This window comes from Pantoea eucalypti (genome assembly GCF_009646115.1).
Taxonomy (GTDB): Bacteria; Pseudomonadota; Gammaproteobacteria; order Enterobacterales; family Enterobacteriaceae; genus Pantoea; species Pantoea eucalypti.
This window is the reverse complement of the sequence record NZ_CP045720.1, coordinates 1,748,783-1,773,099: the sequence shown is the minus strand read 5'-3', so window position 1 is coordinate 1,773,099 and position 24,317 is coordinate 1,748,783. Positions and strand designations below refer to the sequence as shown.

The window sequence follows — 24,317 nt, the reverse complement described above, 5'->3', positions numbered from 1 at the left end:
ATGTGATATTATAACATTCGAAATTCTGTGCAACCTGTAAATACTATGACCCCACTTGTCACACTCGATAACGTTTCGATAAAGTTTAACCAGCGCAATGTGCTGTCTGGCGTCAGCCTGACCCTGCAGCCTGGTCGCATCCTCACTCTGCTGGGTCCCAACGGTGCCGGTAAATCAACACTGGTGCGTGTGGTGCTTGGCCTGCTTGCCCCGACGTCCGGTTCCGTTCAGCGTGATCCCGGCCTGCGTATTGGTTATGTCCCTCAGAAGCTGCACATCGATCCTACTCTGCCGGTAACAGTAGAGCGTTTTATGCGCCTGACGCGTGGCAGTAAAAACGCGGAGATTCTGCCGGCCCTGAAACGGGTGCAGGCGGGCCACCTGCTTCATTCGCCGCTGCAAAAACTGTCGGGTGGGGAAACTCAGCGTGTGCTGCTGGCCCGCGCGCTGCTGAATCAGCCTCAGCTGCTGGTGCTTGATGAGCCAACGCAGGGTGTGGATGTGAACGGTCAGGTTGCGCTGTATGACCTTATTAATCAGTTACGCGTGGAACTGAACTGCGCCGTGATGATGGTCTCCCACGATCTGCATCTGGTCATGGCAAAAACTGACGAAGTGCTGTGCCTTAACCACCACATCTGCTGTTCCGGTACCCCGGAAGCGGTCTCGCAACATCCGGAATTCATCGCGATGTTTGGCCCGCGTGGCGCAGAAGAGCTGGCGATTTACCGTCATCATCATAATCACCGTCACGACCTTCAGGGACGTATCGTTTTACGCAAAGGACAGGGTTCATCATGATTGAGTTGCTATTACCGGGCTGGATAGGCGGTGTGATGTTAGCGCTGGCTGCCGGTCCGCTGGGTTCGTTTGTGGTCTGGCGCAAGATGTCCTATTTCGGCGATACCCTGGCGCACGCCTCTCTGCTCGGGGTGGCATTTGGCCTGCTGTTAAATGTGAATCCTTACTATGCGGTGATTCTGGTCACGGTCTGCCTGGCGCTAGGCCTGGTCTGGCTGGAGCGTCGTCCGCATCTGGCTATTGATACCCTGCTGGGCATTATGGCGCACAGTGCGCTGTCGCTGGGTCTGGTGGTGGTCAGCCTGATGAAGAACGTGCGCGTCGATCTGATGGCGTATCTGTTTGGCGACCTGCTGGCGGTCACACCCGACGATCTCTGGATGATGGGTGGCGGCGTGGTGATCGTGCTGCTGGTGATGGCGTGGCAGTGGCGGTCGTTGCTGTCGATGACCATCAGCCCGGAGCTGGCGCAGGTCGATGGCGTCAATATCCAGCGTACCCGGTTGGTTCTGATGCTGGTCACGGCGCTGACAATTGGGGTAGCGATGAAGTTTGTCGGTGCGCTGATCATCACCTCACTGCTGATTATCCCGGCGGCGACCGCACGCCGTTTCGTGCGCTCACCGGAAGGCATGGCGGGCGTCGCGGTGGTCATCGGTGTGATTGCCGTCACCGGCGGTCTGACCTTCTCCGCGTTCTACGACACGCCTGCCGGGCCGTCGGTTGTGCTCTGCGCTGCCATCCTGTTTATCTTCAGCATGGTACGCAAACCGGCCATGTAGTTACTCTTCGCGCGTCATACCGAAGTGACGATAAGCATGCTGCGTGGCCATCCGGCCACGTGGTGTGCGCTGAATGAAGCCCTGCTGAATCAGGAAGGGTTCAATCACATCTTCAATGGTTTCCCGCTCTTCACCAATGGCAGCAGCCAGGTTGTCCAGCCCCACCGGCCCACCCATAAATTTGTCGATGATCGCCAGCAGCAGTTTACGGTCCATATAATCGAACCCTTCGCTGTCAACGTTAAGCATATCCAGCGCGCTGCAGGAGACTTCACCGCTGAGATCACCGTTTGCCCGCACTTCTGCGAAGTCACGAACGCGACGCAGCAGGCGGTTGGCGATACGCGGTGTGCCGCGTGCGCGACGGGCGATCTCTAATGCCCCTTCATCACTCAGCGCCAGGCCCAGACAGGCGGCACTGCGACCCACGATATGCTGCAGATCTTTAATCTGATAGAACTCCAGACGCTGCACAATGCCAAAACGGTCGCGCAGCGGCGAGGTCAGCGAGCCAGCACGCGTGGTGGCACCAATCAGCGTAAACGGCGGCAGATCGAGTTTGATTGAACGCGCAGCCGGGCCTTCACCAATCATGATATCCAGCTGATAATCTTCCATCGCCGGGTAGAGTATCTCTTCCACTACCGGTGAGAGGCGATGGATTTCATCGATAAACAGGACGTCATGGGGCTCAAGGTTGGTCAGCATCGCCGCCAGATCGCCCGCCTTCTCCAGCACCGGACCGGATGTGGTGCGCAGATTGACGCCCATCTCATTGGCCACGATGTTGGCCAGAGTGGTTTTACCCAGCCCTGGTGGACCGAAGATCAACAGATGATCGAGCGCATCGCCGCGCAGTTGCGCTGCCTTGATGAATATTTCCATCTGCTCACGCACCTGCGGCTGACCGACATATTCGGTCAGCATCTTCGGGCGAATCGCGCGGTCAATAACCTCTTCTTCGCTGATACTGGCAGCGGAGATCAGGCGGTCGGCTTCTATCATGACTTACCTCAAATGGCGGCGCGTAGCGCTTCGCGGATCAGGGTTTCGCAATCCGCATCCGGTCGACCGACTTTACTGATCATACGGCTCGCTTCCTGCGGTTTATAACCCAGTGAAACCAGCGCTGCAACCGCTTCGGATTCCGCATCATTGGTTTCCGGCTCGGCGCTCGGCGTGGTGAGCGTAAACGCAGAATCGCCGCCAAACAGGTCGCCGTGCATCCCTTTGAAGCGGTCCTTCATCTCGACCACCAGTCGCTCAGCCGTCTTCTTGCCCACACCGGGCAGTTTAACGAGTGATGCGATCTCTTCTTTCTCGACGGCAGTCACAAACTGCTGCGCCGACATGCCGGAGAGGATCGCCAGCGCCAGCTTGGGCCCGACGCCATTCACTTTAATCAGTTCGCGAAACAGCGCGCGCTCCTGCTTGCTGTTAAAACCAAACAGCAACTGCGCATCTTCACGCACCACAAAATGGGTAAAAATCACCGCTTCGTGCTGAAGTTCAGGCAACTCATAAAAACAGGTCATGGGCATGTAAATTTCATAGCCGACGCCGTGTGCCTCAAGCAGCACCAGTGGCGGCTGCTTTTCCAGAATATTGCCCCGTAAACGACCTATCACCTGAATGCTTCCTTAACTAAAGAATGTGGCGGATTTTATAACATAAAAAAGGCTGGATGAATATCCAGCCTGAGAGTGAGACCTGAGCGATAAGCGCTAACCTGAGCGCAATCGTCCGCGCGTCAGCACCAGCTTGCTGTCACTCATGCGCGCCGCGTTTTGGGCCACGTGACAATGAGTGATGGCTATCGCCAGTGCATCGGCGGCATCCGCCTGCGGGTTTGCGGGCAGCTTCAGCAGGGTTCGCACCATGTGCTGCACCTGACTTTTCTCGGCGCTGCCGATGCCAACCACGGTCTGTTTCACCTGACGGGCGGCATACTCAAACACCGGCAGATCGTGGTTAACCGCGGCAACAATGGCGGCACCGCGCGCCTGGCCGAGCTTCAGCGCCGAGTCGGCATTCTTCGCCATAAACACCTGTTCAATGGCGAAGAAATCGGGTGAAAACTGCGTGATGATTTCGCAGACGCCCGCATAAATCAGCTTCAGACGGGCGGGCAACTCGGTGGTATTGGTGCGGATACAGCCGCTGCCCAGATAGGTGAGCTGGCGGCCAGTCTGACGAATAACACCATAACCGGTGATGCGTGAGCCGGGATCAATTCCCAGGATAATCGACATTACGCCTCTCCGGTTAACAGGGCGACAGACGCCATTACAGCGTTTCCGCCACCTCGTCGGAGATCTCACCGTTGTGATAAACCTCCTGCACATCGTCGCAATCTTCCAGCATGTCGATCAGACGCAGCAGTTTTGGTGCGGTTTCCGCATCCATTTCGGCTTTGGTCGTCGGGATCATCGCCACTTCTGCGGTATCCGCTTTCAGACCAAGTGCTTCCAGTGCATCACGCACCGTGCCCATCTCTTCCCATGCGGTGAAAACATCAATCGCGCCGTCGTCATAGGTGACAACGTCTTCGCCGCCCGCTTCCAGGGCCGCTTCCATTACCGCATCTTCATCCTGACCTGGCGCAAAAGAGATCACGCCTTTCTTGTTGAACAGGTAAGCCACGGATCCGTCAGTACCCAGGTTGCCACCGGTTTTGGTAAAGGCGTGACGCACTTCACCCACGGTACGGTTACGGTTGTCACTGAGGCATTCAATCATGATGGCTGAACCGCCTGGACCATAACCTTCATAAATGATGGTTTCCATGTTGGCGTTGTCATCGCCGCCCACACCGCGCGCGATAGCGCGATCCATGGTGTCGCGGGTCATGTTGTTCGCCAGCGCTTTATCCATCGCGGCACGCAGACGCGGGTTTGAGCCCGAATCACCACCGCCCAGCTTGGCCGCTGTCACCAGTTCACGAATGATTTTGGTGAAGATTTTGCCGCGCTTAGCATCCTGCGCCGCCTTACGGTGTTTGGTGTTTGCCCACTTACTGTGTCCTGCCATTTTAACGTTTCTCCGATCTTTTACAGGGTGCAGGCTATCCTGGCTGCGAGCCTGTTTACCGTCGGTGCTTACACCGTTTTTAAAAACCCGTGTACCCGCTTTGGGCGAGCATCGCGCATGATCATCACGTACAACAGTATGCTGATGACTTCACGCGGGTGGTAAACAACGTCGCAGCGTAGATGATGCCTGGCTGTTCAATATATTGGTGAAGTCCTGTTAAAACTCACCAGATTCATAAAATTTAATCTATCCGCCGCCGGAATCCCGGGCGATGGCGAGCATTCAGATAAATTCTTCAATTGCCTGGCGGTTACTCCATGATCGGGTTAATGCTGCAGCGTCAGCAGGTGCCAGCCAGCGAAACGCCAGATGCTCCGTGAGCGTCACATCGCGCTCTTCCGGCAGTTGCAGGCGAAACCAGTGCTCGTGATTATGGGTGACATCAGGCGCATAGCGATGGCGGAAATGGGGAAAGATTTCAAAGTCGATTTGACGATGACAATCCTCCACCTCCAGCTGCTCAGTCAGCACGTCAATGCCGACCTCCTCATTCACTTCACGACACGCGGTCGCCAGTGGTGACTCCCCCGTTTCCAGGCTGCCGGTAACCGACTGCCAGAATGAGGGATCGTCACGCCGCTGCAGCATCAACACCCGGCCAGTATCGCGCGCCGAAATAACCACCAGCACTGAAACCGGGTGTTTATAGCCCATTATTTAATCTCAGGCTTTTCTTTTTTAATGACCTGAATGCCCAGTTCCAGCAGAGAAGCCGGGTTCGCTTCGCTTGGCGCTTCGGTCATCATGCAGGCTGCCGCCGTGGTTTTCGGGAACGCAATAACGTCACGAATGTTGTCGGTGCCGGTCAGCAGCATGGTCAGGCGATCCAGACCAAACGCCAGGCCCGCATGCGGTGGTGTACCGAATTTAAGCGCATCCAGCAGGAAGCCAAACTTCTCGCGCTGCTCGTGCTCTTCAATACCCAGAATGCTGAACACCGTCTGCTGCATTTTGCCGTTGTGGATACGCACTGAACCGCCGCCCACTTCATAACCGTTGATCACCATGTCGTAGGCATTCGCCACGGCACGGGTTGGATCCGCAGCCAGCTCTTCTGCGCTCATCTCTTTCGGCGCAGTGAACGGGTGGTGCATCGCAGCCAGACCGCCTTCCTCGTCCTCTTCGAACATCGGGAAGTCGATCACCCACAGCGGTGCCCAGGCTTTTTCATCGGTGATGTTCAGCTCGCGACCCACTTTCAGGCGCAACGCACCCAGTGCATCCGCAACCACTTTGGCGCGATCGGCACCAAAGAAGATGATGTCGCCATCCTGCGCGCCGGTGCGGCTCAGAATGCTTTCGACGATCTCTGCATTCAGGAACTTGGCAACCGGACTCTGCACGCCCTCCAGGCCGTCCGCGCGGACGTTGACTTTCATCCACGCCAGGCCTTTCGCGCCGTAAATTTCTACGAACTTGCCATATTCATCAATCTGCTTACGGCTCAGCTGCGCACCGGTTGGCACACGCAGTGCCGCAACACGGCCTTTTTCGTCGTTAGCCGGGCCAGAGAAGACCTGGAACTCCACATTTTTCAGCAGGTCACCCACGTCCACCAGCTCCATCGGGTTACGCAGATCCGGCTTATCAGAACCGTAACGATGCATCGCTTCCGCAAAGGTCATCTGCGGGAACTCGCCGAGATCAACGCCCTGCACGTCCTGCCACAGATTGCGGATTAAACGCTCCATGATTTCACGCACCTGCGGCGCGGTCATAAAGGAGGTTTCAACGTCGATCTGGGTAAATTCGGGCTGACGATCGGCGCGTAAATCTTCATCACGGAAGCATTTAACGATCTGATAGTAGCGGTCAAAACCCGACATCATCAGCAGCTGTTTGAACAGCTGCGGTGACTGCGGCAGCGCGTAGAACTTGCCTTTGTGAACCCGGCTAGGCACCAGATAGTCACGCGCGCCTTCTGGCGTCGCTTTGGTCAGCATCGGGGTTTCGATATCCAGGAACCCTTCGTCATCCATAAAGCGACGGACAAAGCTGGTGATTTTTGCGCGGGTTTTCAGACGCGTCACCATCTCAGGACGACGCAGATCCAGATAGCGGTATTTCAGGCGCGCTTCTTCGCTGTTGGTCTGATTAGAGTCCAGCGGCAGTGGCTCAGAGCGGTTGATGATGGTCAGCGCCTGGGCAAACACTTCGACTTCGCCGGTCGCCATGTCGCTGTTTTTATTCTTCTCATCACGCGCACGCACGGTGCCGGTGATCTGGATGCAGAATTCGTTACGCAGTTCAGAAGCCAGCTTAAATGCGTCCTGACGATCGGGATCGAAAAACACCTGCACGATGCCTTCACGGTCGCGCATGTCGATAAAAATCAAACTGCCGAGATCGCGACGGCGGTTTACCCAGCCGCAAAGCGTGACTTGCTGACCTACATGAGACAGATTGAGCTGTCCGCAATATTCTGTACGCATAACACTATCCTTTTAACTTCGCCGCTGCAGCTGACAGCATCCGGCCGCGTTACCTGTTGCGATGCTGTCGCAAAAATGGCGGTCATTATAATGGAAAAAGCCAGGCAGGATAAGCAGATCCACGCCAAAGCACCGATTTCCTGTGTGCATTTGCCCACCTGACCGAACATAGAAGATAATGGGGCATCTTAACCCATCGCCAGGAGCGCGCGTGACACTTCGTATTGGCCTGCCCCAGTGGGGGCATTCACACTGGAAACGCTGGGGTATCACGAGCCTGGCGGACTATGCCCGATACTTCCATTGTGTAGAGGGAAACACCACGCTTTATGCGCTGCCTGATACCGAAACGGTGATGCGCTGGCGCGATATGACGCATGATGCGTTTCGCTTCTGCTTTAAGTTTCCCAACACCATCAGCCATCAGGCGGCGCTACAGCACAGTGACGACCTGCTGACCGATTTCCTGCGCCTGATGGAGCCGCTGGCCGATCGCATCGGTCAGTACTGGCTGCAGCTGCCTGCCAGCTTCTCTCCGGCGCAGATCGCCGATCTGTGGCGCTTTCTGGATAGTTTGCCGCGTCGTTTTCACTACGGCGTCGAAGTCCGCCATCCCGCTTTCTTTGCCAAAGGTGACGCAGAGCGGGCGCTGAATCGCGGATTGCTTGAGCGCGGCATCAATCGCGTCATGCTGGACAGCCGCCCGGTTCACGCCTCCACCTCGCAAAGCCCGGCAGCGCTGGTGGCCCGTGCTCAGAAGCCTAAAGTGCCGCCTCATGCCTTACGAACCGGCTCGCAGCCAATGGTCCGTTTTATCGGCAGCGACAGTGTGGAAGAGACCGTGCCGCTGTTTCAGATCTGGCGTGACAAGCTCTCGCAATGGCAGCAACAGGGCGACGCCATGTTGTTTCTGCATACGCCCGATATGGGTCAGGTGTTTCCGCTGGTGCAGGCGCTATGGCCGCAGCTGCAGCAGATCGATCCGGCTATTGGCAATGGACCCGACTGGCCGCAACAGACATCACTGTTTTGATCACTGCACAGGACAGCGTGCTGTACGCTGGATAGAATAGCCACTTTACGGATGGATACCGGAGTGACAATGATTAGCGCGTTATACGTCGTACTGGGTGCATTGCTGGTAATGAAATTTACAATGGACGTGGTGCGTTACCGCCGTTTCTATCGCGTGGCGTATGGCGATGGCGGCTATCACGACCTGAAAATGGCGATTCGCATTCACGGCAATGCCATCGAAACTATCCCGCTGGCGCTGTTGCTGCTGGTGATGATGGAGATGAATGGCGCCGATATCTGGATGGTGCATCTCACTGGCCTGCTCTTTTTCATCAGCCGGTTACTCCATGCCTGGGGTTTACGCAGCAGCGCCATGGCTGGCCGTAAATATGGCATGCTGCTGACGCTGTTTTCCCTGTGCGGCATGGTCATTTTTAATCTTATTTATCTGCCGTGGGAACTGGTGCTGACACTCCATTAAGTCGCCCTGGGTTAAGGGGTGCAGGCCGCCCCACTTTCTGCGAGAATAGCGCCCTTTCCGTCGTCTCTTCGGATTTTCGATATGTCTGACCGCGATCAACTCTTCTCAGCGCCCATTGCAAAACTGGGCGACTGGACTTTTGACGAGCGCGTAGCTGAAGTCTTTCCAGACATGATTCAGCGCTCGGTGCCGGGCTACTCCAACATCATTTCGATGATTGGCATGCTGGCAGAACGTTTTGTTACGCCCGACAGCACGGTTTATGACCTGGGCTGCTCGCTGGGCGCCGCCACCCTCTCGGTGCGCCGCAATATTCATGTCCCGGGTTGCCAGATCATCGCAGTGGATAACTCCCCGGCGATGGTGGAGCGTTGCCGTCGTCATCTGGATGCGTTTCGCGCTGATACGCCGGTGACGGTGCTGGAAGCGGATATCCGTGATATTGACATAGAAAACGCCTCGCTGGTGGTGCTTAACTTTACGCTGCAGTTTCTGGAGCCACCCGCACGTCTGGCTCTGCTGGAAAAAATCTGGCAGGGACTTAAACCCGGTGGCGCGCTGGTGCTGTCGGAGAAATTCAGTTTTGAAGATGCCGAAGTCGGTGAACTGTTGTTCAACATGCACCATGACTTCAAGCGCGCCAACGGCTACAGCGAACTGGAAATCAGCCAGAAACGTAGCATGCTGGAAAATGTGATGCTGACTGACAGCGTCGAAGCCCATAAAGCCCGCCTGAAACAGGCCGGTTTCTCGCACGCCGAACTCTGGTTCCAGTGCTTTAATTTTGGATCTCTGGTGGCGTTGAAATGATCGACTTTGGCCGTTTTTATCAGCAAATTGCCGTAGGTCCACTGGCGAAGTGGCTGGAAGTTTTACCGGCGCAAATCAGCGAGTGGCAGCGTGAAAACCTGCATGGCCACTTCCGTGACTGGTACAAATCGCTGGAGTATCTGCCGCTGCTGGAGCCGCAAAAGCTCGATCTGCTGCATAGTGTCACCGCCGACCGCGATGACATCAGCGATCGTCATCGTCAGGGTATTGAGAAATTACTGCGTAACCTGATGCCATGGCGCAAAGGGCCCTATTTCCTCTATGGCACCCATATCAACACTGAGTGGCGTTCTGACTGGAAATGGGAGCGTGTCCTGCCGCATATATCCTCGCTGGCGGGCCGGACGGTGCTGGATGTTGGCTGTGGCAGCGGTTATCACATGTGGCGGATGATTGGTGCGGGTGCGCATCTGGTGGTCGGCATTGATCCGATGCAGCTCTTCCTGGTGCAGTTTGAAGCCGTGCGTAAGCTGCTGAACGATGATCGCCGGGCGCACATGCTGCCGCTGGGTATTGAACAGTTACCGGCGTTACAGGCGTTTGATACCGTGTTTTCGATGGGTGTGCTCTACCATCGCCGTTCCCCGCTGGATCACCTGTTACAGCTGAAAAATCAGCTGGTGAGCGGCGGTGAACTGGTGCTGGAGACGCTGGTCATTGAGGGCGATCTGAATCAGGTGCTGGTGCCCGGTGAGCGCTATGCGCAGATGCGCAACGTCTTCTTTATCCCCTCCGCCGAGGCGCTGAAAAGCTGGCTGGAGAAAAGCGGCTTTGTCGATGTACGGATTGTCGATTTCGCCCTGACCACCACCGAAGAACAACGTCGGACAGACTGGATGACCAGCGAGTCGCTGGCGGAATTCCTCGATCCCGATGATCCGAGCAAAACGGTTGAGGGCTATCCGGCTCCGCTGCGCGCCGTGCTGGTCGCCACCAAACCTTAAATCTCAGCGGCGAGACAACGCCAGTTTCGCCGCAAATCCAATAAACACGCAGCCGGTCAGGCGATCCATCACCCTTAATACCCGCGGTTTTTGCAGATGACTCGCAAAATAGTGACTGCCGCCGATTAACACAGCATTCCATATCAGCCCCAGCAGCATGTGTGCCAGCGCCATCAGCGTACACCAGAGCGCCACGGACGCCCCGGCCGGAATAAACTGTGGCAGGAAAGTGACGTAAAACACGCCCACTTTTGGATTCAGCAGATTCCCCATCAACCCCCGACTGAAGCAGGCCAGATAACCCTGCGACCTGGCAGGCTGTTCGTCCACGATGAGCGGTTGCTGACGCGGTTTAAGCAGTAGCCTGATACCGAGCCAGAGCAGCCAGGCCGCCCCCATCCACTTCAGCAGGTTGTATGCAATTTCAGAGGCCAGCAATAGCGCACCCAGCCCCAGGCCTGCCGCCACTCCCCAGATCAGACAGCCCAGCGTCACGCCGAGCGCGGTGGCGCAGGCGCGCTGCCAGCCCTGCGCGATAGCGGTTCGCAGCACCAGTGCGGTGTCAAATCCGGGTGTGAGCGTCAGAATGGTTATCGCAAGCAGAAATGAAAAGAGCATTGCGCTCATCATGATTTCTCCGTTATCTCCTGGGTGTTCACGCAGCTTAACAGCTCCGGTGACCGCAATCCTTCATCAACTGTCACTCTTCCCGGATTGTGCCAGACTGGATCAGGTTGATTCATTCATATCAGGGAGTTTTGATTATGAGTAAATTTATTTTTTCCTCACCCCGTAAATATGTACAGGGCGCAGGAGTGCTGGACGAGCTGGGAACGTATCTGACTGAACTGGGCGATCAGGCTTTTCTGGTGGCTGACAACACGGTCTGGACGTTGATTGGCGAACGGACGCAACACGCCCTGCATTCCGCTGGCGTGACATTCAGCTGGCAGCAATTCAATGGCGAAGCCTCGAGTAATGAGATTTCCCGACTCAGTGCGCTCGCAAAAAGTCAGGACTGTAATGTGATTGTCGGCCTGGGCGGGGGAAAAACGCTGGATACGGTTAAAGCGGTGGCGGATGAACTTAAACTGCCGGTGGCTATCGTGCCAACCATTGCGTCCACCGATGCGCCCTGTAGCGCCCTGTCGGTCATCTATTCTGACAGCGGTGTATTCGAGAGCTATCGCTTTTACAGCAAAAATCCAGATTTGGTGCTCGTGGACACGGCAGTCTGCGCCAGTGCGCCAGCACGGCTGTTTGCATCAGGCATTGCAGATGGACTGGCGACCTGGGTTGAAGCGCAGGCCGTGGCACGTTCGCATGCGAAATCAATGGTTAAGGGTGATCCGACACTTGCCGGACTGGCCATTGCCCGAGCCTGTGAAGAAACGCTTCTTACATGGGGTTACAGCGCCTATGTTGCCGTTTCCGAAAAACGGGTAACGCCAGCGGTGGAAGCGGTCGTTGAGGCCAATACGCTGCTCTCGGGACTGGGGTTTGAGAACGGTGGTCTGGCAGCCGCTCACGCGATTCATAATGGTTTTACCGCCATCGATGGCGATATCCACCATCTGACTCATGGCGAGAAAGTTGCCTATGGCACGCTGACGCAGATGGTGCTTGAGAAGCGTACGGATGAGGATATTGCGCGCTATATACGCTTTTATCGCTCAATCAATATGCCAACCACACTCCGGGAGCTGCATCTGGAAAATGAAAGCTGGGAGAATCTGGTGAAAGTGGGGGCGCTGGCAAACAGTGAGGGAGATACGCTGAAAAACCTTAACCCACACCTGTCACCCGAAGATATCGCTAATGCTCTGCTGGCACTGGATGCCTTTAGTCAGACAGTAAAATAGGTCAGGAGCGGGCGATCACCCGATCGCCTGTTACTCTTCTGCCGCAGGCTGGTTCCAGTACTCATATTTGTAGGCCGAACTGAGGTGGCGCTCGATAGTGCCACGCGTAAAGATCTCGGTCTCATGCAGATAGCTGAGTGTACAGTTGCCGACCTCATCCCATGACTGGCACTCATCAACCGACCGGATGGTGCTGAGCGGTGTGGTCTCGGTGCCGTTAAGTCGTACTTCACGCCATTGAGGATCATAGGTGTATTCGTCGGTGCCTCTTGCAGATGTGGTGCGCGTGACCAGACCTTTTGGGTTCCAGTGATAGTGAAATTCACCGTTGGTCAGCGGATCGCTGCCGCGCGCCACGCTCTTTTCCAGCCGTAGCTGGGGATCATAGCGATAGGTGATGTCGGTAAAGCCGCTTTTCCCCATGCTGGTAAATCTATCAGAGGCGCTGGTGATCGTGCCATGCCGGCCTTTCTGCCAGTTAATCGTTCCCTGTCGATTATCCACGACGACTTCCTTACCTTCTTTCAGCACTTTGACCAGATAGGCGTATTCCGCCACCCAGCCGCCCTGCACTCTGGCGATATGTTGCTCCATGCTGAGAATCACATTTCGTTCGCTTTTATCGTAGCTGACGTCGGCGACGGTCAGATCGCCGCAGGCGTCAAACTGCCCCAGTACCCGCTTTTGCGAATTCACATCTTTGCCAAACTCGCCCGCAATCACCTGCTTCACAGCGCCTTTCGCGTTTCCCCCCAGCAGAATAAGGTTATTGCTGTTTGCAACGGCCGCATTATTCGGGCTGCAGGCGCTGGCCGCTGCGCTTTCAGTCCAGGCAGTCAGCATCAGGCTTAAAACAAGAATCTGATTGCGTTTCATAGGGTAATTTCCAGGCGACGTTGCTTTCAGTGTAAACGCTGTGGTGATAAACAGCGCCAATCTTTGACGATTCCGGCCTGCAGTGCTTTAAATGATGAGAGAGGTGAAAAGGCACAAACGTCAGATATCATCTCCCCCTCACATCATGACAATGCCAGAGAACCCCGGAATAAGGTCACTGCACTTGAGAGGGCTTCAGACAAAAAGAACCCCAGCAAGAATACTGGGGTTTGGTACTTGCAAACACCACGTCAATAATCGGCGTGCTGCGCGGCAAAATCTGTTGTGATTCAGGCGACCCGAACGGTGCTCATCTGCATCACACTTTTCATCGCCTCAACGACATCGCCGTCTACACAGTAGCGGCTGAACTCATCGCTTTCGGCTTCAGAACACATGGAAACCCCCGCTTTGCGGTAGCGCATCGGCGACACCATCAGGCGACTTGCCGAGCTGTGAACTTCATCAATCCCCATGTCGAGAAACTTTTGCAGGTTGCTGAGACGAACCCCGGCACCCGCCATAATAATAGGACCGGTGCTGGCCTCATTTAGTTCCCTGAGGAGTGCAATTCCGTTTTCAGCACTGTGTTGCTGACCGGATGTCAGAATGCGCGCTACCCCCAAATCTGTTAATTCTTCCAGCGCTCGCTTAGGGCTGTGGCACAGATCGAAGGCGCGATGGAACGTCACTGACAGGCCGTCACACAGCGCCATAATCTGCCGCATCTGACCATGATGGATATGCGCATCCTCATCAAGCATCCCAATGACCAGCCCCGGAAAACCCAGTTCGCGTATCAACGCCACATCCGATTTCATCGCTTCAAACTCGCGCGCGGTATAACAAAAGTCACCACCCCGTGGCCGGACAATAGGATGAACCGGGATTGAAACCTCGCGCCGGGCGGCATTCAGCATCCCTGCCGATGGGGTCAGACCACCCTCACGCGGTGCGGCACAAAGTTCAACCCGATCGGCGCCCGCCTGTTGTGCGGTCACGGCGCAATCCACGCCATAGCAGCAAATTTCCAGTGTGGTCATTCTCTTCTCCTTTACATGACTCTGGTTCAAGGCAGATTCATCAGTTAGTCTGGCTGCTGATATGAGTTTACCGGGAAAGTTAACTATGGCATTCAATTTCGACCAACGGATAGACCGTCGTCACAGCGATAGCCTTAAATGGAACAAATATGCGGACCAGGACATTCTGCCGTTGTGGGTGGCAGATACCGATTTCCGATCGCCTGACTGCGTTATCGATGCGATCAAAACCCGCGCCGGGCATGGCATTTTCGGCTATGGCGATACGCCGGTAGCGTTTCTCGACAGCGCAGTTGCGTGGCTCGCCTCACGCTATCAGTGGCACGTCAATCCGGAATGGATTGTGGTTTTACCCGGCGTGGTGAGTGGACTGAATCTCGCCGTGCGTGCCTTCACTGCGTCGGACGAGCTGACGATTTCTCCCACGCCGATCTATCCACCGTTTCGCGGGGCGGCAAAACTGGCAGAGCGAGGTCAGATCAATGTGCCTGTCACGTTGCAACAGGGGCGCTGGCTGCTGGATCTGGATGCAGCCGAAGAACAGACTAGGGGTAAAGAACGGCTGTTAATGCTGTGTAACCCGCAGAATCCGGGCGGCACGGTCTATCGCCAGGACGAACTACAGGCGCAGCTGGAATTCGCCCGGAAACACAATCTGATTGTCTGTTCCGACGAGATCCACAGCGATTTGCTACTGGAACCGGGCGTGCAGCACATTCCGTTTGCTTCGCTAAGTGAGGATGCGGCCCAGCGAAGTGTCACGCTGATGTCGCCCTCCAAGAGTTTCAATATCGCCGGTCTGGGTGCGTCCATCGCCATCATACCGAATGCTGAACTGCGCGCGCGCTTTAACCGGGTGCGACGCGGCATTGTGCCGGATGTAGATATTCTGGCCATCACCGCAGCAGCAGCAGCCTGGCGCGAAGGTGAGCCCTGGCTGAAGGCACAGAATGCTTACCTGCGCAGTAACCGGGACTGGCTGGTATCTCAGGTCAATAAAATGCCCGGTCTGTCAGTTGCCACGCCGGAAGCAACCTACCTGGCCTGGATTGATGCCAGCGCGCTGGGTGTGGCCAGTCCTGCCCTCTATTTTGAGAAGCACGGACTGGGCTTAACCGCCGGACGTGAGTTCGGCAACGACCAGTTTGTCCGGCTCAATTTCGGCTGTACCCGAGCGCTACTGGACGAGGCGGTTGCCCGACTGAAACGCGCCGTGGCTGCCCGCATTTAGTGCTGCTCACTGGCGACAATTTCCTCCAGTCGCCACGGATGAAACTTGATGGTTGTCTGCCCGTCCGTCACCGCCAGGGTCGGATTAGGCAGACGCTCATTCTCGCCCTGCGGTGAGCTGGTTTTAAAGGAAATACCGGGCTGCGTCAGTGCCTCATCAGACAATAATGCCATCGCGCGCATGCCCAGCGTTCGATGATCGCCACGTAACACCACTTCAATGTGCTCCCAGCCTTCATGGCGATAACGCTTCTCACCCGGCCACGGCAGCTCAACCACATCGATCTCTCTGCCCGCCACAACCAGTGGATCATGTAGTTTAAACAGGCAAATCTGCCGTCCGTTAATCATCGTCGCGGAAAACTGCGTACCCATCTGCTGCAGGCCTTGCTGCCAGCGGATCGCCGTCGTGTCCTGATGACAACGCACCGAAATATGGTCCACTTCAAGATCGTTAAGGCGCAAACCAAGTTGCTGCGCAAAACTTTGCAACGATTTTTCAAAACGCCTTAAATCTGTCTTTAAATCGTCCAATTCTGCCGGAAAAGATCGCTCTGACACCGTAAATCCTCTCAATTTGTTTAGCATTTATAAACAGTCTCGTTTATGGAGCGCCGCGTGCCTGACGTCACATAATGATAAGATTCATCTTATTTGGACTGAAATTTAACGCAAAACCTCATAATAACATCTTTCATTTCGGATTTATCTCCTGTTTAGGGCCATAAGTTCCTTGATGAAAGTGAGTTAACTGTATGATTATAATCAACTTCTTTAATACAATAAGATAAGTCTCAATTGGCTGATAAACAATTGCAGCATTCTCTGCCTTCCTATAAATTTGACCTAACACAAACAAAAGGAATGGCTATATGTCTATGCTCATCGTTGTCGCTGTACTGATCGCACTGATGGGATTCGCAATTGCGCGCCACTGGAAGGTGCTTGAAGATAAAAGCGTAAAGAACCCACGTCGTCATCTGCGACGTCGTTAACGCCTCCGGGAAACATCTTCTTCAGCTCTGTTTCCCCGCTTCATCCAACTGCTGACGCCCATCCACATTTCACGTATACTTTTCCCCTCATTTTTTTCCATTTTGTCTGCCCCATCCGTTTCTGCCCCGCCGTAACGCGATGTGCTCAGGCAAGATGATGACAGCCCGGTTTAGCAGTCCAGGGCGTTGTTCAGCTTATGAAGGTAACTCGGTGAATATTCAGGCACTTCTTTCCGCAAAAGTCAGTCAGGCAATGGTTTTAGCCGGCGCACCCGCCGATTGCGAACCACAGGTTCGTCAGTCTGCACGGGTTCAGTTTGGAGACTATCAGGCCAACGGCATTATGGCCGTGGCGAAAAAGCTGGGACAGGCACCGCGACAATTAGCGGAAGCGGTGATTCAGCACCTCGACCTGACCGGCATCGCCAGCAAGGTTGAAATTGCCGGGCCGGGTTTCATTAATATTTTCCTTGACCACAACTGGCTGGCAACACACGCCCGTCAGGCACTTAGCCTGCCGCGTCTTGGCGTGCAGCTGGCTGAGCCGCAGACCATCGTGGTCGACTATTCCGCCCCTAATGTTGCAAAAGAGATGCACGTCGGTCACGTCCGCTCCACCATCATTGGTGATGCGGCGGTGCGTACGCTGGAGTTTCTCGGCCATAACGTTATCCGCGCTAACCACGTTGGCGACTGGGGTACGCAGTTCGGCATGTTGATCGCGTTCCTTGAAAAGCAGCAGAATGAAGATCACGCAGAGATGGCGCTGGCCGACCTCGAAGGCTTCTACCGTGAAGCAAAACGCACTTATGATGAAGATCCTGAGTTTGCCGAGCGTGCACGCAGCTATGTCGTGAAACTTCAGGGTGGCGATGAATATTGCCGCCAGATGTGGAAGAAGCTGGTCGACATCACCATGAGTCAGAACCAGAAAATCTACGACCGCATGAACGTGACGCTGACGCGCAACGATGTCATGGGTGAAAGTCTTTATAACGACATGCTGCCCGGCATTGTTTCCGACCTGAAACAGAAAGGCTTAGCGGTCGAGAGCGAAGGCGCAACCGTGGTGTTCCTGGATGAATTCCAGAACAAAGAGGGTGAGCCGATGGGCGTCATCATCCAGAAAAAGGATGGTGGCTACCTCTACACCACCACGGACATCGCCTGTGCGAAATATCGTTATGAAACGCTGAAAGCCAATCGCGTACTCTATTACATCGATTCACGTCAGCATCAGCATCTGGTGCAGGCATGGACGATTGTCCGTAAAGCGGGTTATGTGCCGGAGTCTGTGCCGCTGGAGCACCATGCATTCGGCATGATGCTGGGCAAAGATGGACGACCATTTAAAACACGTAGCGGCGGTACTATTAAACTCTCTGATCTGCTGGATGAAGCCTATCAGCGTGCCTACTCGCTGGTGCGTGAGAAGAACCCGGAGATGAGCGAAGCGGAAGTGAAAACCCTGGCGGAAGTGGTGGGGATCAGTGCTGTCAAATATGCTGATCTGTCAAAAAGCCGCACCACCGACTACATCTTCGACTGGGATAACATGCTGGCGTTTGAAGGCAATACCGCGCCTTACATGCAGTATGCCTATACCCGTGTGCTTTCCGTGTTCCGTAAAGCGGGCATTAATGCCGATTCGCTGGATGCAGAGATTGTGATCAGTGAAGAGCGCGAAGCACAGCTGGCCACGCGTTTGCTACAGTTCGAAGAGGTCATTACTCAGGTCGCTCGCGACGGCACGCCACATGTGATGTGTGCCTATCTCTACGATCTGGCCGGTCTGTTCTCCGGCTTCTACGAGCACTGCCCGATTCTCAGCGCAGAATCAGACGCAACGCGCCTGAGCCGTCTGCAGCTGGCCGCGCTGACGGCGAAGACGCTGAAGCAGGGTCTGGATACTCTGGGTATCGACACCGTCGAGCGCATGTAACCTGTAAAACGGAGAGGGATTTCCCTCTCCGTTGCTGTTCCCAGTCATCCGCTCTGAACGCCCCCCAAATTTCCGCAGCAGGATGGTGTTATGTCTGTCGCCGCGCACCTTATCAGCAGTCATCTTCCCACCATAAAGCAATTGCAGTGCTTTCTGGCTGTTGCGCACGAGCTTAATTTTCGCCGGGCCGCAGAACGTCTCAGCATGACGCAGCCGCCGCTCACCCGTCAGGTTCAAAGCCTGGAAGATCTGCTCGGTCAGCCGCTGTTCAGCCGTACGACTCATGAGGTGATGCTCACCGATGCTGGCCGTGCGCTGGTTGCAAAAGCAGAAGCGATTCTTACCGCGCTGAATAGCCTAAAGCAGCCTGCTGCCGTGCGACCACGTATCGGACTGACCCGCACGCTCAACTTTGAATTAATGGCACCGCTTAACCGGCAGCTCGCCAGTTTCCATGCCAGCGATGAAATGGAGATGCCCAGCATGACCTCCGCTCAACTGATGCAAAGCCTGGCCAAAAACAGCCTGGATTTAATTCTCACTGGCGAAAAAGGTCCTGAAGCGGAAACCCTGGTTCAGTACACCTGGGTTTACCGTGAACCGTTGCTGCTCGCTATGCCGTCAACGCACCCTGCCAGTCTGGCAGGAGAAAAGGTCGCACTGGAGGCGCTGGCCGACCTGCCGCTGTTCTGGTTTGCGCGCAGTGCCAATCCGCAGTTTTACGATAAATGCGAACGCTACTTTGCGACGCTCAGCGTCACGTTAAAACGAATAAGAGAGCCGGATGATTCTCTGCTGATGCTGTCGCACATTGCCAGAGGCAAAGGATTCGCCCTGATGCCGCAGTCAAAATGTACCTTTAACCAGACAGGACTCTGTTATCGCCCGCTGACTGAAAGCGCGGCGCGGCAATTGACGATTGATGTTTATGCGGCCATTCGCGCCAATGAAAAAAATGCGGCAGTGCTGAATGCGCTGAGCGTGCTTTCACAGTCGGCTGATCACGACGCTCACCCGCATTCATCGGACTGAGTCGCCGCCCTCTTACGTCGCGCTGCCTGTGGCTGATGATGCGCGGTTCCGCCCGCTCCTGTGTTGTCCCCGGTCTTACCTTTCCTGATACCTTTTTTGCATGACGAAAAGAGCAATTCATTGCCTTCACGCGGGGTGAAACAATCGCCTTTCACTCACGAGGAGAAACAATGAAAAAGCGAACCTTAAGTCAGGGTCTGGATGTCAGCGCCATAGGCTATGGCGCAATGGGGCTGAGCGAATTTTACGGTCACTCCGACGACCGCCAGTCTCTCCAGCTGCTTAGCCAGCTGCGCGACCTGGATATCACCTTCATTGATACCGCCGATCTTTACGGACGTGGCCACAATGAGCAGCTGATCGGTGAGTTTCTTGCCGGGATGAGCAAGGCTGAACGCCTGACGTTCACCGTCGCCACCAAATGTGGTATCGAGCGTCCGGCAGATGAGGCTTATGCCCGTACCATTAACAATAAGCCGGACTACATTACCCGCAGCTGCCATGCCTCCCTGAAACGATTGGGCGTCGAGCGTATCGATCTCTTTTATCTGCATCGTATCAGCGCGGCAACACCGATTGAGGAGAGCATGCAGTGTCTGAGCCGTCTGGTAAAAGAGGGGAAAATTGCCCGTATTGGATTGTGTGAAGCGTCTGCTGCCACGCTCAATCGGGCGCACGCCGTCCATCCGCTGGCCGCGCTGCAGACGGAATATTCTCTGTGGACGCGTGACATTGAAGAAGACATCCTGCCAGCGGTGAAACAGCTCGGTATCGGTCTGGTGCCCTATTCCCCGCTGGGCAGAGGTTTTCTGACCGGTAAATACCGCCAGAACAGTGATTTTGCCGGGGATGATTTCCGCAAAAATAACGCGCGTTTCCAGCAGGAGAATATCGATCACAACCTGCAGCTGGTAAATGCGATTACGCCGCTGGCGGATAAATATCACGCCACCACCGGGCAGATTGCGCTGGCCTGGCTCCTGGCCCAGTATGAAAGAATTGTGCCGATACCGGGCACCAGGCAGATCGCATATCTTAATGAAAACGCGCAGGCCGCGGATATTCAGCTGGAAGAGAATGATCTCCTGTTGCTGAATGCACTTCACCGGCAAATAGAAGTTAAAGGGGGGCGTTACTCGGAAGAGGGAATGAAAGGCGTTAATGCCTGAATTCTGACCTTTGCGTCGGTGCCTGATGTATCGGCTGAGAGTCAGTGCGTTAATTGTTGCTCTGTAAACGACGTAACAGCCGATGCACATATCTGATGTGCATCGGCGTGTCCCGCGCAGGCATCAACGTTGCTGATTCATTATTCGTAATTGACCATCACTTCACTGCTGACCACCCGTAATCCGGGTGGAAGCGCCCCACTGCCCGCAAAACCAAACACCATGTGCAATGTCTCTCCGGCATTCAGATGCGCCAGCCCGCGCGTGGTGCCGCTGGCACCTTCAAGCGACGTGCAACGCTGTTCGCCGCACAGCCGCACTTCCAGGCCAGAGGGCGCCGGCCTGCTCAGCTCATAACGCCAGTTAATGATGCTGACTTCCCCACCAACGCCGGCGGGTGGCGTCAGCGGCTGCGCCCGTTGCCAGCTGCCACGGTTCGCCAGTAGCGGCCCGTTAGCCGAGGCACTCCAGGCCCCTCCAGCCGCCTGAGCCATCAGTGGCATCATTAACAATGCCATGATCAGTCTGCGCATTATTTGCCTCCAATGGTGGCAGTCATACGGATCTGACGGTTATCGCTCAGCTCCAGGTTTGAGAGCACCACCAGCTGTGGCAGATTGCGGCGCAGGAATCGCGCCAGCAGCGCACGCAGTGGATGATTGACCAGCAGCACCGGCGGTGCTCCCAGCATCTCCTGGCGCTGCAATGCGGCCTGTGCCTGACTCAACAGCCGATCGGCCAGACCCGGCTCCAGTCCGCCACCACCCTGCAACGCCTGCAACAGCAGACGCTCCAGCGTTGAATCCAGCCCGATAACCTGCACTTCGTCATTACCCGGGAACCACTGTTGCGTAATCGCACGGCCCAGCGCCACACGGACCACGCTGGTCAGCTCCTGGGGATCGCTCTGCACCGGCGCGTGTTCCGCCAGCGTTTCGATGATGGTGCGCATATCGCGAATCGACACCCGCTCCACCAGCAGGTTCTGCAGCACCTTGTGCAGCGTGGTGAGTGAAATCACGCCTGGCACCAGATCTTCAGTCAGTTTCGGCATCTCCTGGGTTACGCGATCCAGCAGTTGCTGCGCTTCCTGACGGCCAAACAGTTCGCTGGCGAACTGGCCGATCAGATGGTTAAGATGAGTTGCTACGACGGTACTGGCCTCGACGACAGTAAAGCCCTGAATCTGCGCCTGCTCTTTGAGTGCGCTATCAATCCAGACCGCTGCCAGACCAAAGGCGGGATCGACGGTCGCTTCACCAGGCAGACTTCCGGCAGCCGTCCCCGGGTTAATCGCCATCCAGCGGCCAGGATAGGCATCACCGCTACCAATCTCTACCCCTTTCATCAGGATGCGATAGCGCGCAGGCGGCAGCTCCATGTTGTCACGGATATGCACCACCGGCGGCAGGAAACCAACATCCTGAGCAACCTTCTTACGAATACTGCGGATACGTCCCAGCAGTTCACCGTTTTGCTGATGATCGACCATCGGAATCAGGCGATAGCCCACTTCCATGCCCAGGGTATCTTCCAGCTGCACATCGGTCCAGGACGCTTCGGTGGCGGCTGGCGTGTCTGCTGGTTTGTTGCTGATGCTGCCTGCAACGTCCACTTTCTTCTTCGGCTGTGCTTCGCGACCACGCAACCACCAGGCCAGACCCAGTAAGGCGGCGGTGAACAGCAGGAAAACAAAGTTAGGCATGCCAGGCACCAGACCCAGTAAGCCAATCACCCCGGCGCTGAGCATCAGTACGCGGGGATCTTTGAACAGCTGAGTGACCATCTGCTCACCGACATCCTGATCGGTGGCAACGCGCGTCACGATAACACCGGCAGCAGTGGAGATAACCAGCGCCGGGATCTGCGCGACCAGTCCATCACCGATGGTCAGCAGCGTATAGGTCTCTGCGGCATGACCCGCATCCATACCGTGCTGCACCACGCCCACCAGCAGGCCGCCGATGACGTTGATGACCATGATCATGATACCGGCGATGGCATCACCACGAACGAACTTACTCGCACCGTCCATCGAACCGTAGAAGTCGGCTTCCTGGGTCACTTCTGCACGGCGGCGTTTGGCATCATCTTCACCGATCAGACCGGCGTTGAGGTCGGCATCGATTGCCATCTGCTTACCGGGCATGCCGTCCAGCACAAAGCGCGCACCCACTTCCGCGATACGACCGGCACCCTTGGTGATAACCATAAAGTTGATGATCACGAGGATGATAAACACCACGATACCGATGGCGAAGTTACCGCCCACCAGGAAGTGACCGAACGCTTCAACCACCTGTCCGGCCGCAGCGGCACCAGTGTGCCCTTCCATCAGGATGATACGGGTTGACGCAACGTTCAGCGCCAGACGCAACAATGTTGAGAAGAGCAGAATGGTCGGGAACGCCGCAAATTCCAGGGTCCGCTGGGTGAACATCGCCACCAGCAGGACCATGATCGACAGCGCAATGTTAAAGGTGAACAGCAGATCGAGGATAAACGGCGGCAATGGCAGAACCATCATCGACAGGATCATCAGGATCAGTACCGGCCCGGCCAGTACCTGCCACTGCATATCTTTAAAGCCCGGTAGACGTAGCTTTACGGCCAGGTTATTAGCCATCGTTTTTGCTCTCTCCTGCAAAGTCCATCTCTGCCGGAACCGGCAGGTCTTTTGGTTTGGTTGGAATCAGGCCGCCTTCGCGCTTCCAGCGACGCGACTGCCAGACCCACGCCAGCACCTCGGCCACGGCAGCATACAGCGCGCCAGGGATGTGCTGACCAATTTCGGTATGACGATATAACGCACGCGCCAGCGGCGGTGCTTCCAGAACCGGGATGCGGTGTTCAGCAGCCAGTTCACGAATTCTCAGGGCGATCTCGCCGGCCCCTTTCGCGACAACTTTTGGCGCACTCATCTTTTTCTCGTTGTACTGCAGGGCGACGGAGTAGTGCGTCGGGTTGGTAACGATGACATCGGCTTTTGGCACATCTGCCATCATTCTGCGTCGTGCAGCGGCGCGCATCTGCTGACGGATGCGTCCTTTAACATGCGGGTCGCCTTCCTGCTGCTTATGCTCGTCGCGAATCTCCTGCATCGACATCTTCAGCTTTTTAAAGTGGCTGTAGAGCTGCCAGAAAACGTCATAGCCCACCATCGGTATCAGCCCCAGCATCACCAGCGAGCAGCAGACCGCAATCATCTCCATGCCGTGGATGAGCGCGGTCACCGGTGCTTCGCTGATCAGCCGCAGCATCTCAGGCCAGTGACTCCAGATGTACCACCAGCCCACTGCGCCAACCAGGATAGTCTTGAGGATCCCTTTAAACAGTTCGGTCCAGGCCTGAGCGGCGAACATTCGCTTAAAGCCGGCAATCGGGTTCATCTTTTTCGGATCAAACTTGATCGATTTACCGCTGAAAACGATACCGCCCAGCAGCATAGGGGCGGCAATCGCCACCAGCACCAGACCGCCCATCAGCGGCAGCAGCGCCATCAGTGCCTGCGTGATCAGGCTGCCAATGTGGCTGACGATAATTTTGTCATCTCTGACCATGCCGTGGTCAAAACGAAGCCCGGTAGCGACCATCGCCGCCAGCCGGTGCGCCATCATGTTGCCGCCCATCCACAGGATCATGATGCCGGCCAGCAGCATCAGTACGGATGTCAGTTCGCGCGAACGCGGAATCTGGCCCTCTTCACGCGCTTTCTCAAGTCGGTGGGCCGTGGGCGATTCTGTTTTGTCCTCGTCGCTATCAGACACGACAAACCTCGGTTGGCAGG

25 protein-coding genes are annotated in these 24,317 nt (G+C 55.8%); 12 read left to right on the top strand and 13 right to left on the bottom strand.

The features are described 5' to 3' along the window. Positions 1-45: 45 nt before the first annotated feature. Both znuC and znuB read left to right on the top strand, forming a co-directional pair. Positions 46-801, top strand: a complete 756-nt coding sequence (gene znuC, locus EE896_RS08165) for a zinc ABC transporter ATP-binding protein ZnuC (protein ID WP_003849212.1) — start codon at positions 46-48, stop codon at positions 799-801. Further along, positions 798-1,583, top strand: a complete 786-nt coding sequence (gene znuB / locus EE896_RS08160) for a zinc ABC transporter permease subunit ZnuB (RefSeq protein WP_003849211.1) — start codon at positions 798-800, stop codon at positions 1,581-1,583. The genes znuC and znuB overlap by 4 nt, the downstream gene beginning before the upstream one ends. Here znuB and ruvB read toward each other — a convergent pair whose 3' ends face one another. The 6 genes from ruvB to aspS all read right to left on the bottom strand — a co-directional run bounded on the left by ruvB (position 1,584) and on the right by aspS (position 7,108). Continuing rightward, on the bottom strand, positions 1,584-2,588 hold the full coding sequence (gene ruvB, locus EE896_RS08155; RefSeq protein ID WP_140915471.1) for a Holliday junction branch migration DNA helicase RuvB: 1,005 nt from the start codon (positions 2,586-2,588) through the stop codon (positions 1,584-1,586). Between the two features lie 8 nt (positions 2,589-2,596). Next, complete coding sequence (gene ruvA / locus EE896_RS08150; protein WP_003849207.1) at positions 2,597-3,211, bottom strand: Holliday junction branch migration protein RuvA; 615 nt, start codon at positions 3,209-3,211, stop codon at positions 2,597-2,599. Positions 3,212-3,307: 96 nt separating this feature from the next. Continuing rightward, positions 3,308-3,835 (bottom strand): crossover junction endodeoxyribonuclease RuvC, encoded by a 528-nt coding sequence (gene ruvC / locus EE896_RS08145; protein ID WP_003849205.1) that lies wholly within the window; start codon positions 3,833-3,835, stop codon positions 3,308-3,310. Between the two features lie 34 nt (positions 3,836-3,869). Next, positions 3,870-4,613, bottom strand: a complete 744-nt coding sequence (locus tag EE896_RS08140; RefSeq protein ID WP_140915472.1) for a YebC/PmpR family DNA-binding transcriptional regulator — start codon at positions 4,611-4,613, stop codon at positions 3,870-3,872. A 285-nt stretch (positions 4,614-4,898) separates the two neighbouring features. Further along, a complete protein-coding gene (gene nudB / locus EE896_RS08135; protein WP_003849197.1) occupies positions 4,899-5,330 on the bottom strand; it encodes a dihydroneopterin triphosphate diphosphatase in 432 nt (143 codons plus the stop codon). After that, on the bottom strand, positions 5,330-7,108 hold the full coding sequence (gene aspS / locus EE896_RS08130; RefSeq protein WP_003849194.1) for an aspartate--tRNA ligase: 1,779 nt from the start codon (positions 7,106-7,108) through the stop codon (positions 5,330-5,332). Before aspS ends, nudB begins: the two co-directional genes overlap by 1 nt. Positions 7,109-7,319: 211 nt before the next feature. Between aspS and EE896_RS08125 the strand changes: the two genes are divergently transcribed. The 4 genes from EE896_RS08125 to cmoB all read left to right on the top strand — a co-directional run bounded on the left by EE896_RS08125 (position 7,320) and on the right by cmoB (position 10,381). Continuing rightward, the gene (locus tag EE896_RS08125; protein WP_003849190.1) at positions 7,320-8,141 is read left to right on the top strand and encodes a DUF72 domain-containing protein; all 822 of its coding nucleotides are present in this window, start codon (positions 7,320-7,322) and stop codon (positions 8,139-8,141) included. 69 nt (positions 8,142-8,210) lie between these two features. Next, entirely contained in the window at positions 8,211-8,606 is a 396-nt protein-coding gene (locus tag EE896_RS08120; RefSeq protein ID WP_003849188.1) for an MAPEG family protein, read from the top strand. Between the two features lie 81 nt (positions 8,607-8,687). Then, on the top strand, positions 8,688-9,416 hold the full coding sequence (gene cmoA, locus EE896_RS08115) for a carboxy-S-adenosyl-L-methionine synthase CmoA (RefSeq protein ID WP_003849187.1): 729 nt from the start codon (positions 8,688-8,690) through the stop codon (positions 9,414-9,416). After that, on the top strand, positions 9,413-10,381 hold the full coding sequence (gene cmoB / locus EE896_RS08110; RefSeq protein WP_008925363.1) for a tRNA 5-methoxyuridine(34)/uridine 5-oxyacetic acid(34) synthase CmoB: 969 nt from the start codon (positions 9,413-9,415) through the stop codon (positions 10,379-10,381). Before cmoA ends, cmoB begins: the two co-directional genes overlap by 4 nt. Positions 10,382-10,384: 3 nt before the next feature. Here the strand turns inward: cmoB and EE896_RS08105 are convergent, their stop codons facing one another. Then, entirely contained in the window at positions 10,385-11,008 is a 624-nt protein-coding gene (locus EE896_RS08105) for a LysE family translocator (RefSeq protein ID WP_140915484.1), read from the bottom strand. 137 nt (positions 11,009-11,145) lie between these two features. Between EE896_RS08105 and EE896_RS08100 the strand changes: the two genes are divergently transcribed. Further along, positions 11,146-12,243, top strand: a complete 1,098-nt coding sequence (locus EE896_RS08100; RefSeq protein ID WP_140915473.1) for a glycerol dehydrogenase — start codon at positions 11,146-11,148, stop codon at positions 12,241-12,243. Between the two features lie 30 nt (positions 12,244-12,273). Here EE896_RS08100 and EE896_RS08095 read toward each other — a convergent pair whose 3' ends face one another. Beyond that, a complete protein-coding gene (locus EE896_RS08095; RefSeq protein WP_105099095.1) occupies positions 12,274-13,119 on the bottom strand; it encodes a hypothetical protein in 846 nt (281 codons plus the stop codon). Positions 13,120-13,409: 290 nt separating this feature from the next. Beyond that, positions 13,410-14,162 carry a copper homeostasis protein CutC gene (cutC, locus tag EE896_RS08090; RefSeq protein WP_003849180.1) on the bottom strand — a complete coding sequence of 251 codons (753 nt, stop codon included), beginning with the start codon at positions 14,160-14,162 and terminating at the stop codon, positions 13,410-13,412. Between the two features lie 85 nt (positions 14,163-14,247). Here cutC and EE896_RS08085 point away from each other — a divergent pair, with 85 nt between their 5' ends. Further along, positions 14,248-15,393 carry a MalY/PatB family protein gene (locus EE896_RS08085; protein WP_039660036.1) on the top strand — a complete coding sequence of 382 codons (1,146 nt, stop codon included), beginning with the start codon at positions 14,248-14,250 and terminating at the stop codon, positions 15,391-15,393. On the opposite strand, the gene EE896_RS08080 is transcribed toward EE896_RS08085, so the two are convergent. Continuing rightward, a complete protein-coding gene (locus EE896_RS08080; RefSeq protein WP_050540834.1) occupies positions 15,390-15,980 on the bottom strand; it encodes a VOC family protein in 591 nt (196 codons plus the stop codon). The two genes, EE896_RS08085 and EE896_RS08080, sit on opposite strands and share 4 nt — an antisense overlap. A 284-nt stretch (positions 15,981-16,264) precedes the next feature. Here EE896_RS08080 and EE896_RS22775 point away from each other — a divergent pair, with 284 nt between their 5' ends. The 4 genes from EE896_RS22775 (at position 16,265) to EE896_RS08065 (ending at position 20,530) form a co-directional block, all read left to right on the top strand. Next, the gene (locus EE896_RS22775) at positions 16,265-16,387 is read left to right on the top strand and encodes a hypothetical protein (protein WP_003849175.1); all 123 of its coding nucleotides are present in this window, start codon (positions 16,265-16,267) and stop codon (positions 16,385-16,387) included. A 211-nt stretch (positions 16,388-16,598) separates the two neighbouring features. After that, positions 16,599-18,329, top strand: coding sequence for an arginine--tRNA ligase (argS, locus tag EE896_RS08075; protein WP_033743091.1), 1,731 nt, complete (start codon positions 16,599-16,601; stop codon positions 18,327-18,329). A 90-nt stretch (positions 18,330-18,419) separates the two neighbouring features. Then, positions 18,420-19,361 (top strand): LysR family transcriptional regulator, encoded by a 942-nt coding sequence (locus tag EE896_RS08070; RefSeq protein WP_140915474.1) that lies wholly within the window; start codon positions 18,420-18,422, stop codon positions 19,359-19,361. 170 nt (positions 19,362-19,531) lie between these two features. Beyond that, positions 19,532-20,530 (top strand): aldo/keto reductase, encoded by a 999-nt coding sequence (locus EE896_RS08065; RefSeq protein WP_140915475.1) that lies wholly within the window; start codon positions 19,532-19,534, stop codon positions 20,528-20,530. Positions 20,531-20,670: 140 nt separating this feature from the next. On the opposite strand, the gene flhE is transcribed toward EE896_RS08065, so the two are convergent. Genes flhE through flhB form a run of 3 tightly spaced genes read right to left on the bottom strand, consistent with a single transcriptional unit; the run spans position 20,671 to position 24,297 of the window. Beyond that, on the bottom strand, positions 20,671-21,063 hold the full coding sequence (gene flhE / locus EE896_RS08060; RefSeq protein WP_105099091.1) for a flagellar protein FlhE: 393 nt from the start codon (positions 21,061-21,063) through the stop codon (positions 20,671-20,673). Beyond that, positions 21,063-23,156, bottom strand: a complete 2,094-nt coding sequence (gene flhA / locus EE896_RS08055; protein ID WP_003849166.1) for a flagellar biosynthesis protein FlhA — start codon at positions 23,154-23,156, stop codon at positions 21,063-21,065. Before flhA ends, flhE begins: the two co-directional genes overlap by 1 nt. Then, a complete protein-coding gene (flhB, locus tag EE896_RS08050; protein ID WP_003849164.1) occupies positions 23,149-24,297 on the bottom strand; it encodes a flagellar biosynthesis protein FlhB in 1,149 nt (382 codons plus the stop codon). Before flhB ends, flhA begins: the two co-directional genes overlap by 8 nt. Positions 24,298-24,317: the final 20 nt, after the last annotated feature.

Coding starts and splice junctions, on each gene's coding strand:
- znuC (WP_003849212.1), top strand. CDS start 46: ATGACCCCACTTGTCACACTCGATAACGTTTCGATAAAGTTTAACCAG.
- znuB (WP_003849211.1), top strand. CDS start 798: ATGATTGAGTTGCTATTACCGGGCTGGATAGGCGGTGTGATGTTAGCG.
- ruvB (WP_140915471.1), bottom strand. CDS start 2,588: ATGATAGAAGCCGACCGCCTGATCTCCGCTGCCAGTATCAGCGAAGAA.
- ruvC (WP_003849205.1), bottom strand. CDS start 3,835: ATGTCGATTATCCTGGGAATTGATCCCGGCTCACGCATCACCGGTTAT.
- EE896_RS08140 (WP_140915472.1), bottom strand. CDS start 4,613: ATGGCAGGACACAGTAAGTGGGCAAACACCAAACACCGTAAGGCGGCG.
- nudB (WP_003849197.1), bottom strand. CDS start 5,330: ATGGGCTATAAACACCCGGTTTCAGTGCTGGTGGTTATTTCGGCGCGC.
- aspS (WP_003849194.1), bottom strand. CDS start 7,108: ATGCGTACAGAATATTGCGGACAGCTCAATCTGTCTCATGTAGGTCAG.
- EE896_RS08120 (WP_003849188.1), top strand. CDS start 8,211: ATGATTAGCGCGTTATACGTCGTACTGGGTGCATTGCTGGTAATGAAA.
- cmoA (WP_003849187.1), top strand. CDS start 8,688: ATGTCTGACCGCGATCAACTCTTCTCAGCGCCCATTGCAAAACTGGGC.
- cmoB (WP_008925363.1), top strand. CDS start 9,413: ATGATCGACTTTGGCCGTTTTTATCAGCAAATTGCCGTAGGTCCACTG.
- EE896_RS08105 (WP_140915484.1), bottom strand. CDS start 11,008: ATGAGCGCAATGCTCTTTTCATTTCTGCTTGCGATAACCATTCTGACG.
- EE896_RS08100 (WP_140915473.1), top strand. CDS start 11,146: ATGAGTAAATTTATTTTTTCCTCACCCCGTAAATATGTACAGGGCGCA.
- EE896_RS08095 (WP_105099095.1), bottom strand. CDS start 13,119: ATGAAACGCAATCAGATTCTTGTTTTAAGCCTGATGCTGACTGCCTGG.
- cutC (WP_003849180.1), bottom strand. CDS start 14,162: ATGACCACACTGGAAATTTGCTGCTATGGCGTGGATTGCGCCGTGACC.
- EE896_RS08085 (WP_039660036.1), top strand. CDS start 14,248: ATGGCATTCAATTTCGACCAACGGATAGACCGTCGTCACAGCGATAGC.
- EE896_RS08080 (WP_050540834.1), bottom strand. CDS start 15,980: ATGCTAAACAAATTGAGAGGATTTACGGTGTCAGAGCGATCTTTTCCG.
- EE896_RS22775 (WP_003849175.1), top strand. CDS start 16,265: ATGTCTATGCTCATCGTTGTCGCTGTACTGATCGCACTGATGGGATTC.
- EE896_RS08070 (WP_140915474.1), top strand. CDS start 18,420: ATGTCTGTCGCCGCGCACCTTATCAGCAGTCATCTTCCCACCATAAAG.
- EE896_RS08065 (WP_140915475.1), top strand. CDS start 19,532: ATGAAAAAGCGAACCTTAAGTCAGGGTCTGGATGTCAGCGCCATAGGC.
- flhE (WP_105099091.1), bottom strand. CDS start 21,063: ATGCGCAGACTGATCATGGCATTGTTAATGATGCCACTGATGGCTCAG.
- flhA (WP_003849166.1), bottom strand. CDS start 23,156: ATGGCTAATAACCTGGCCGTAAAGCTACGTCTACCGGGCTTTAAAGAT.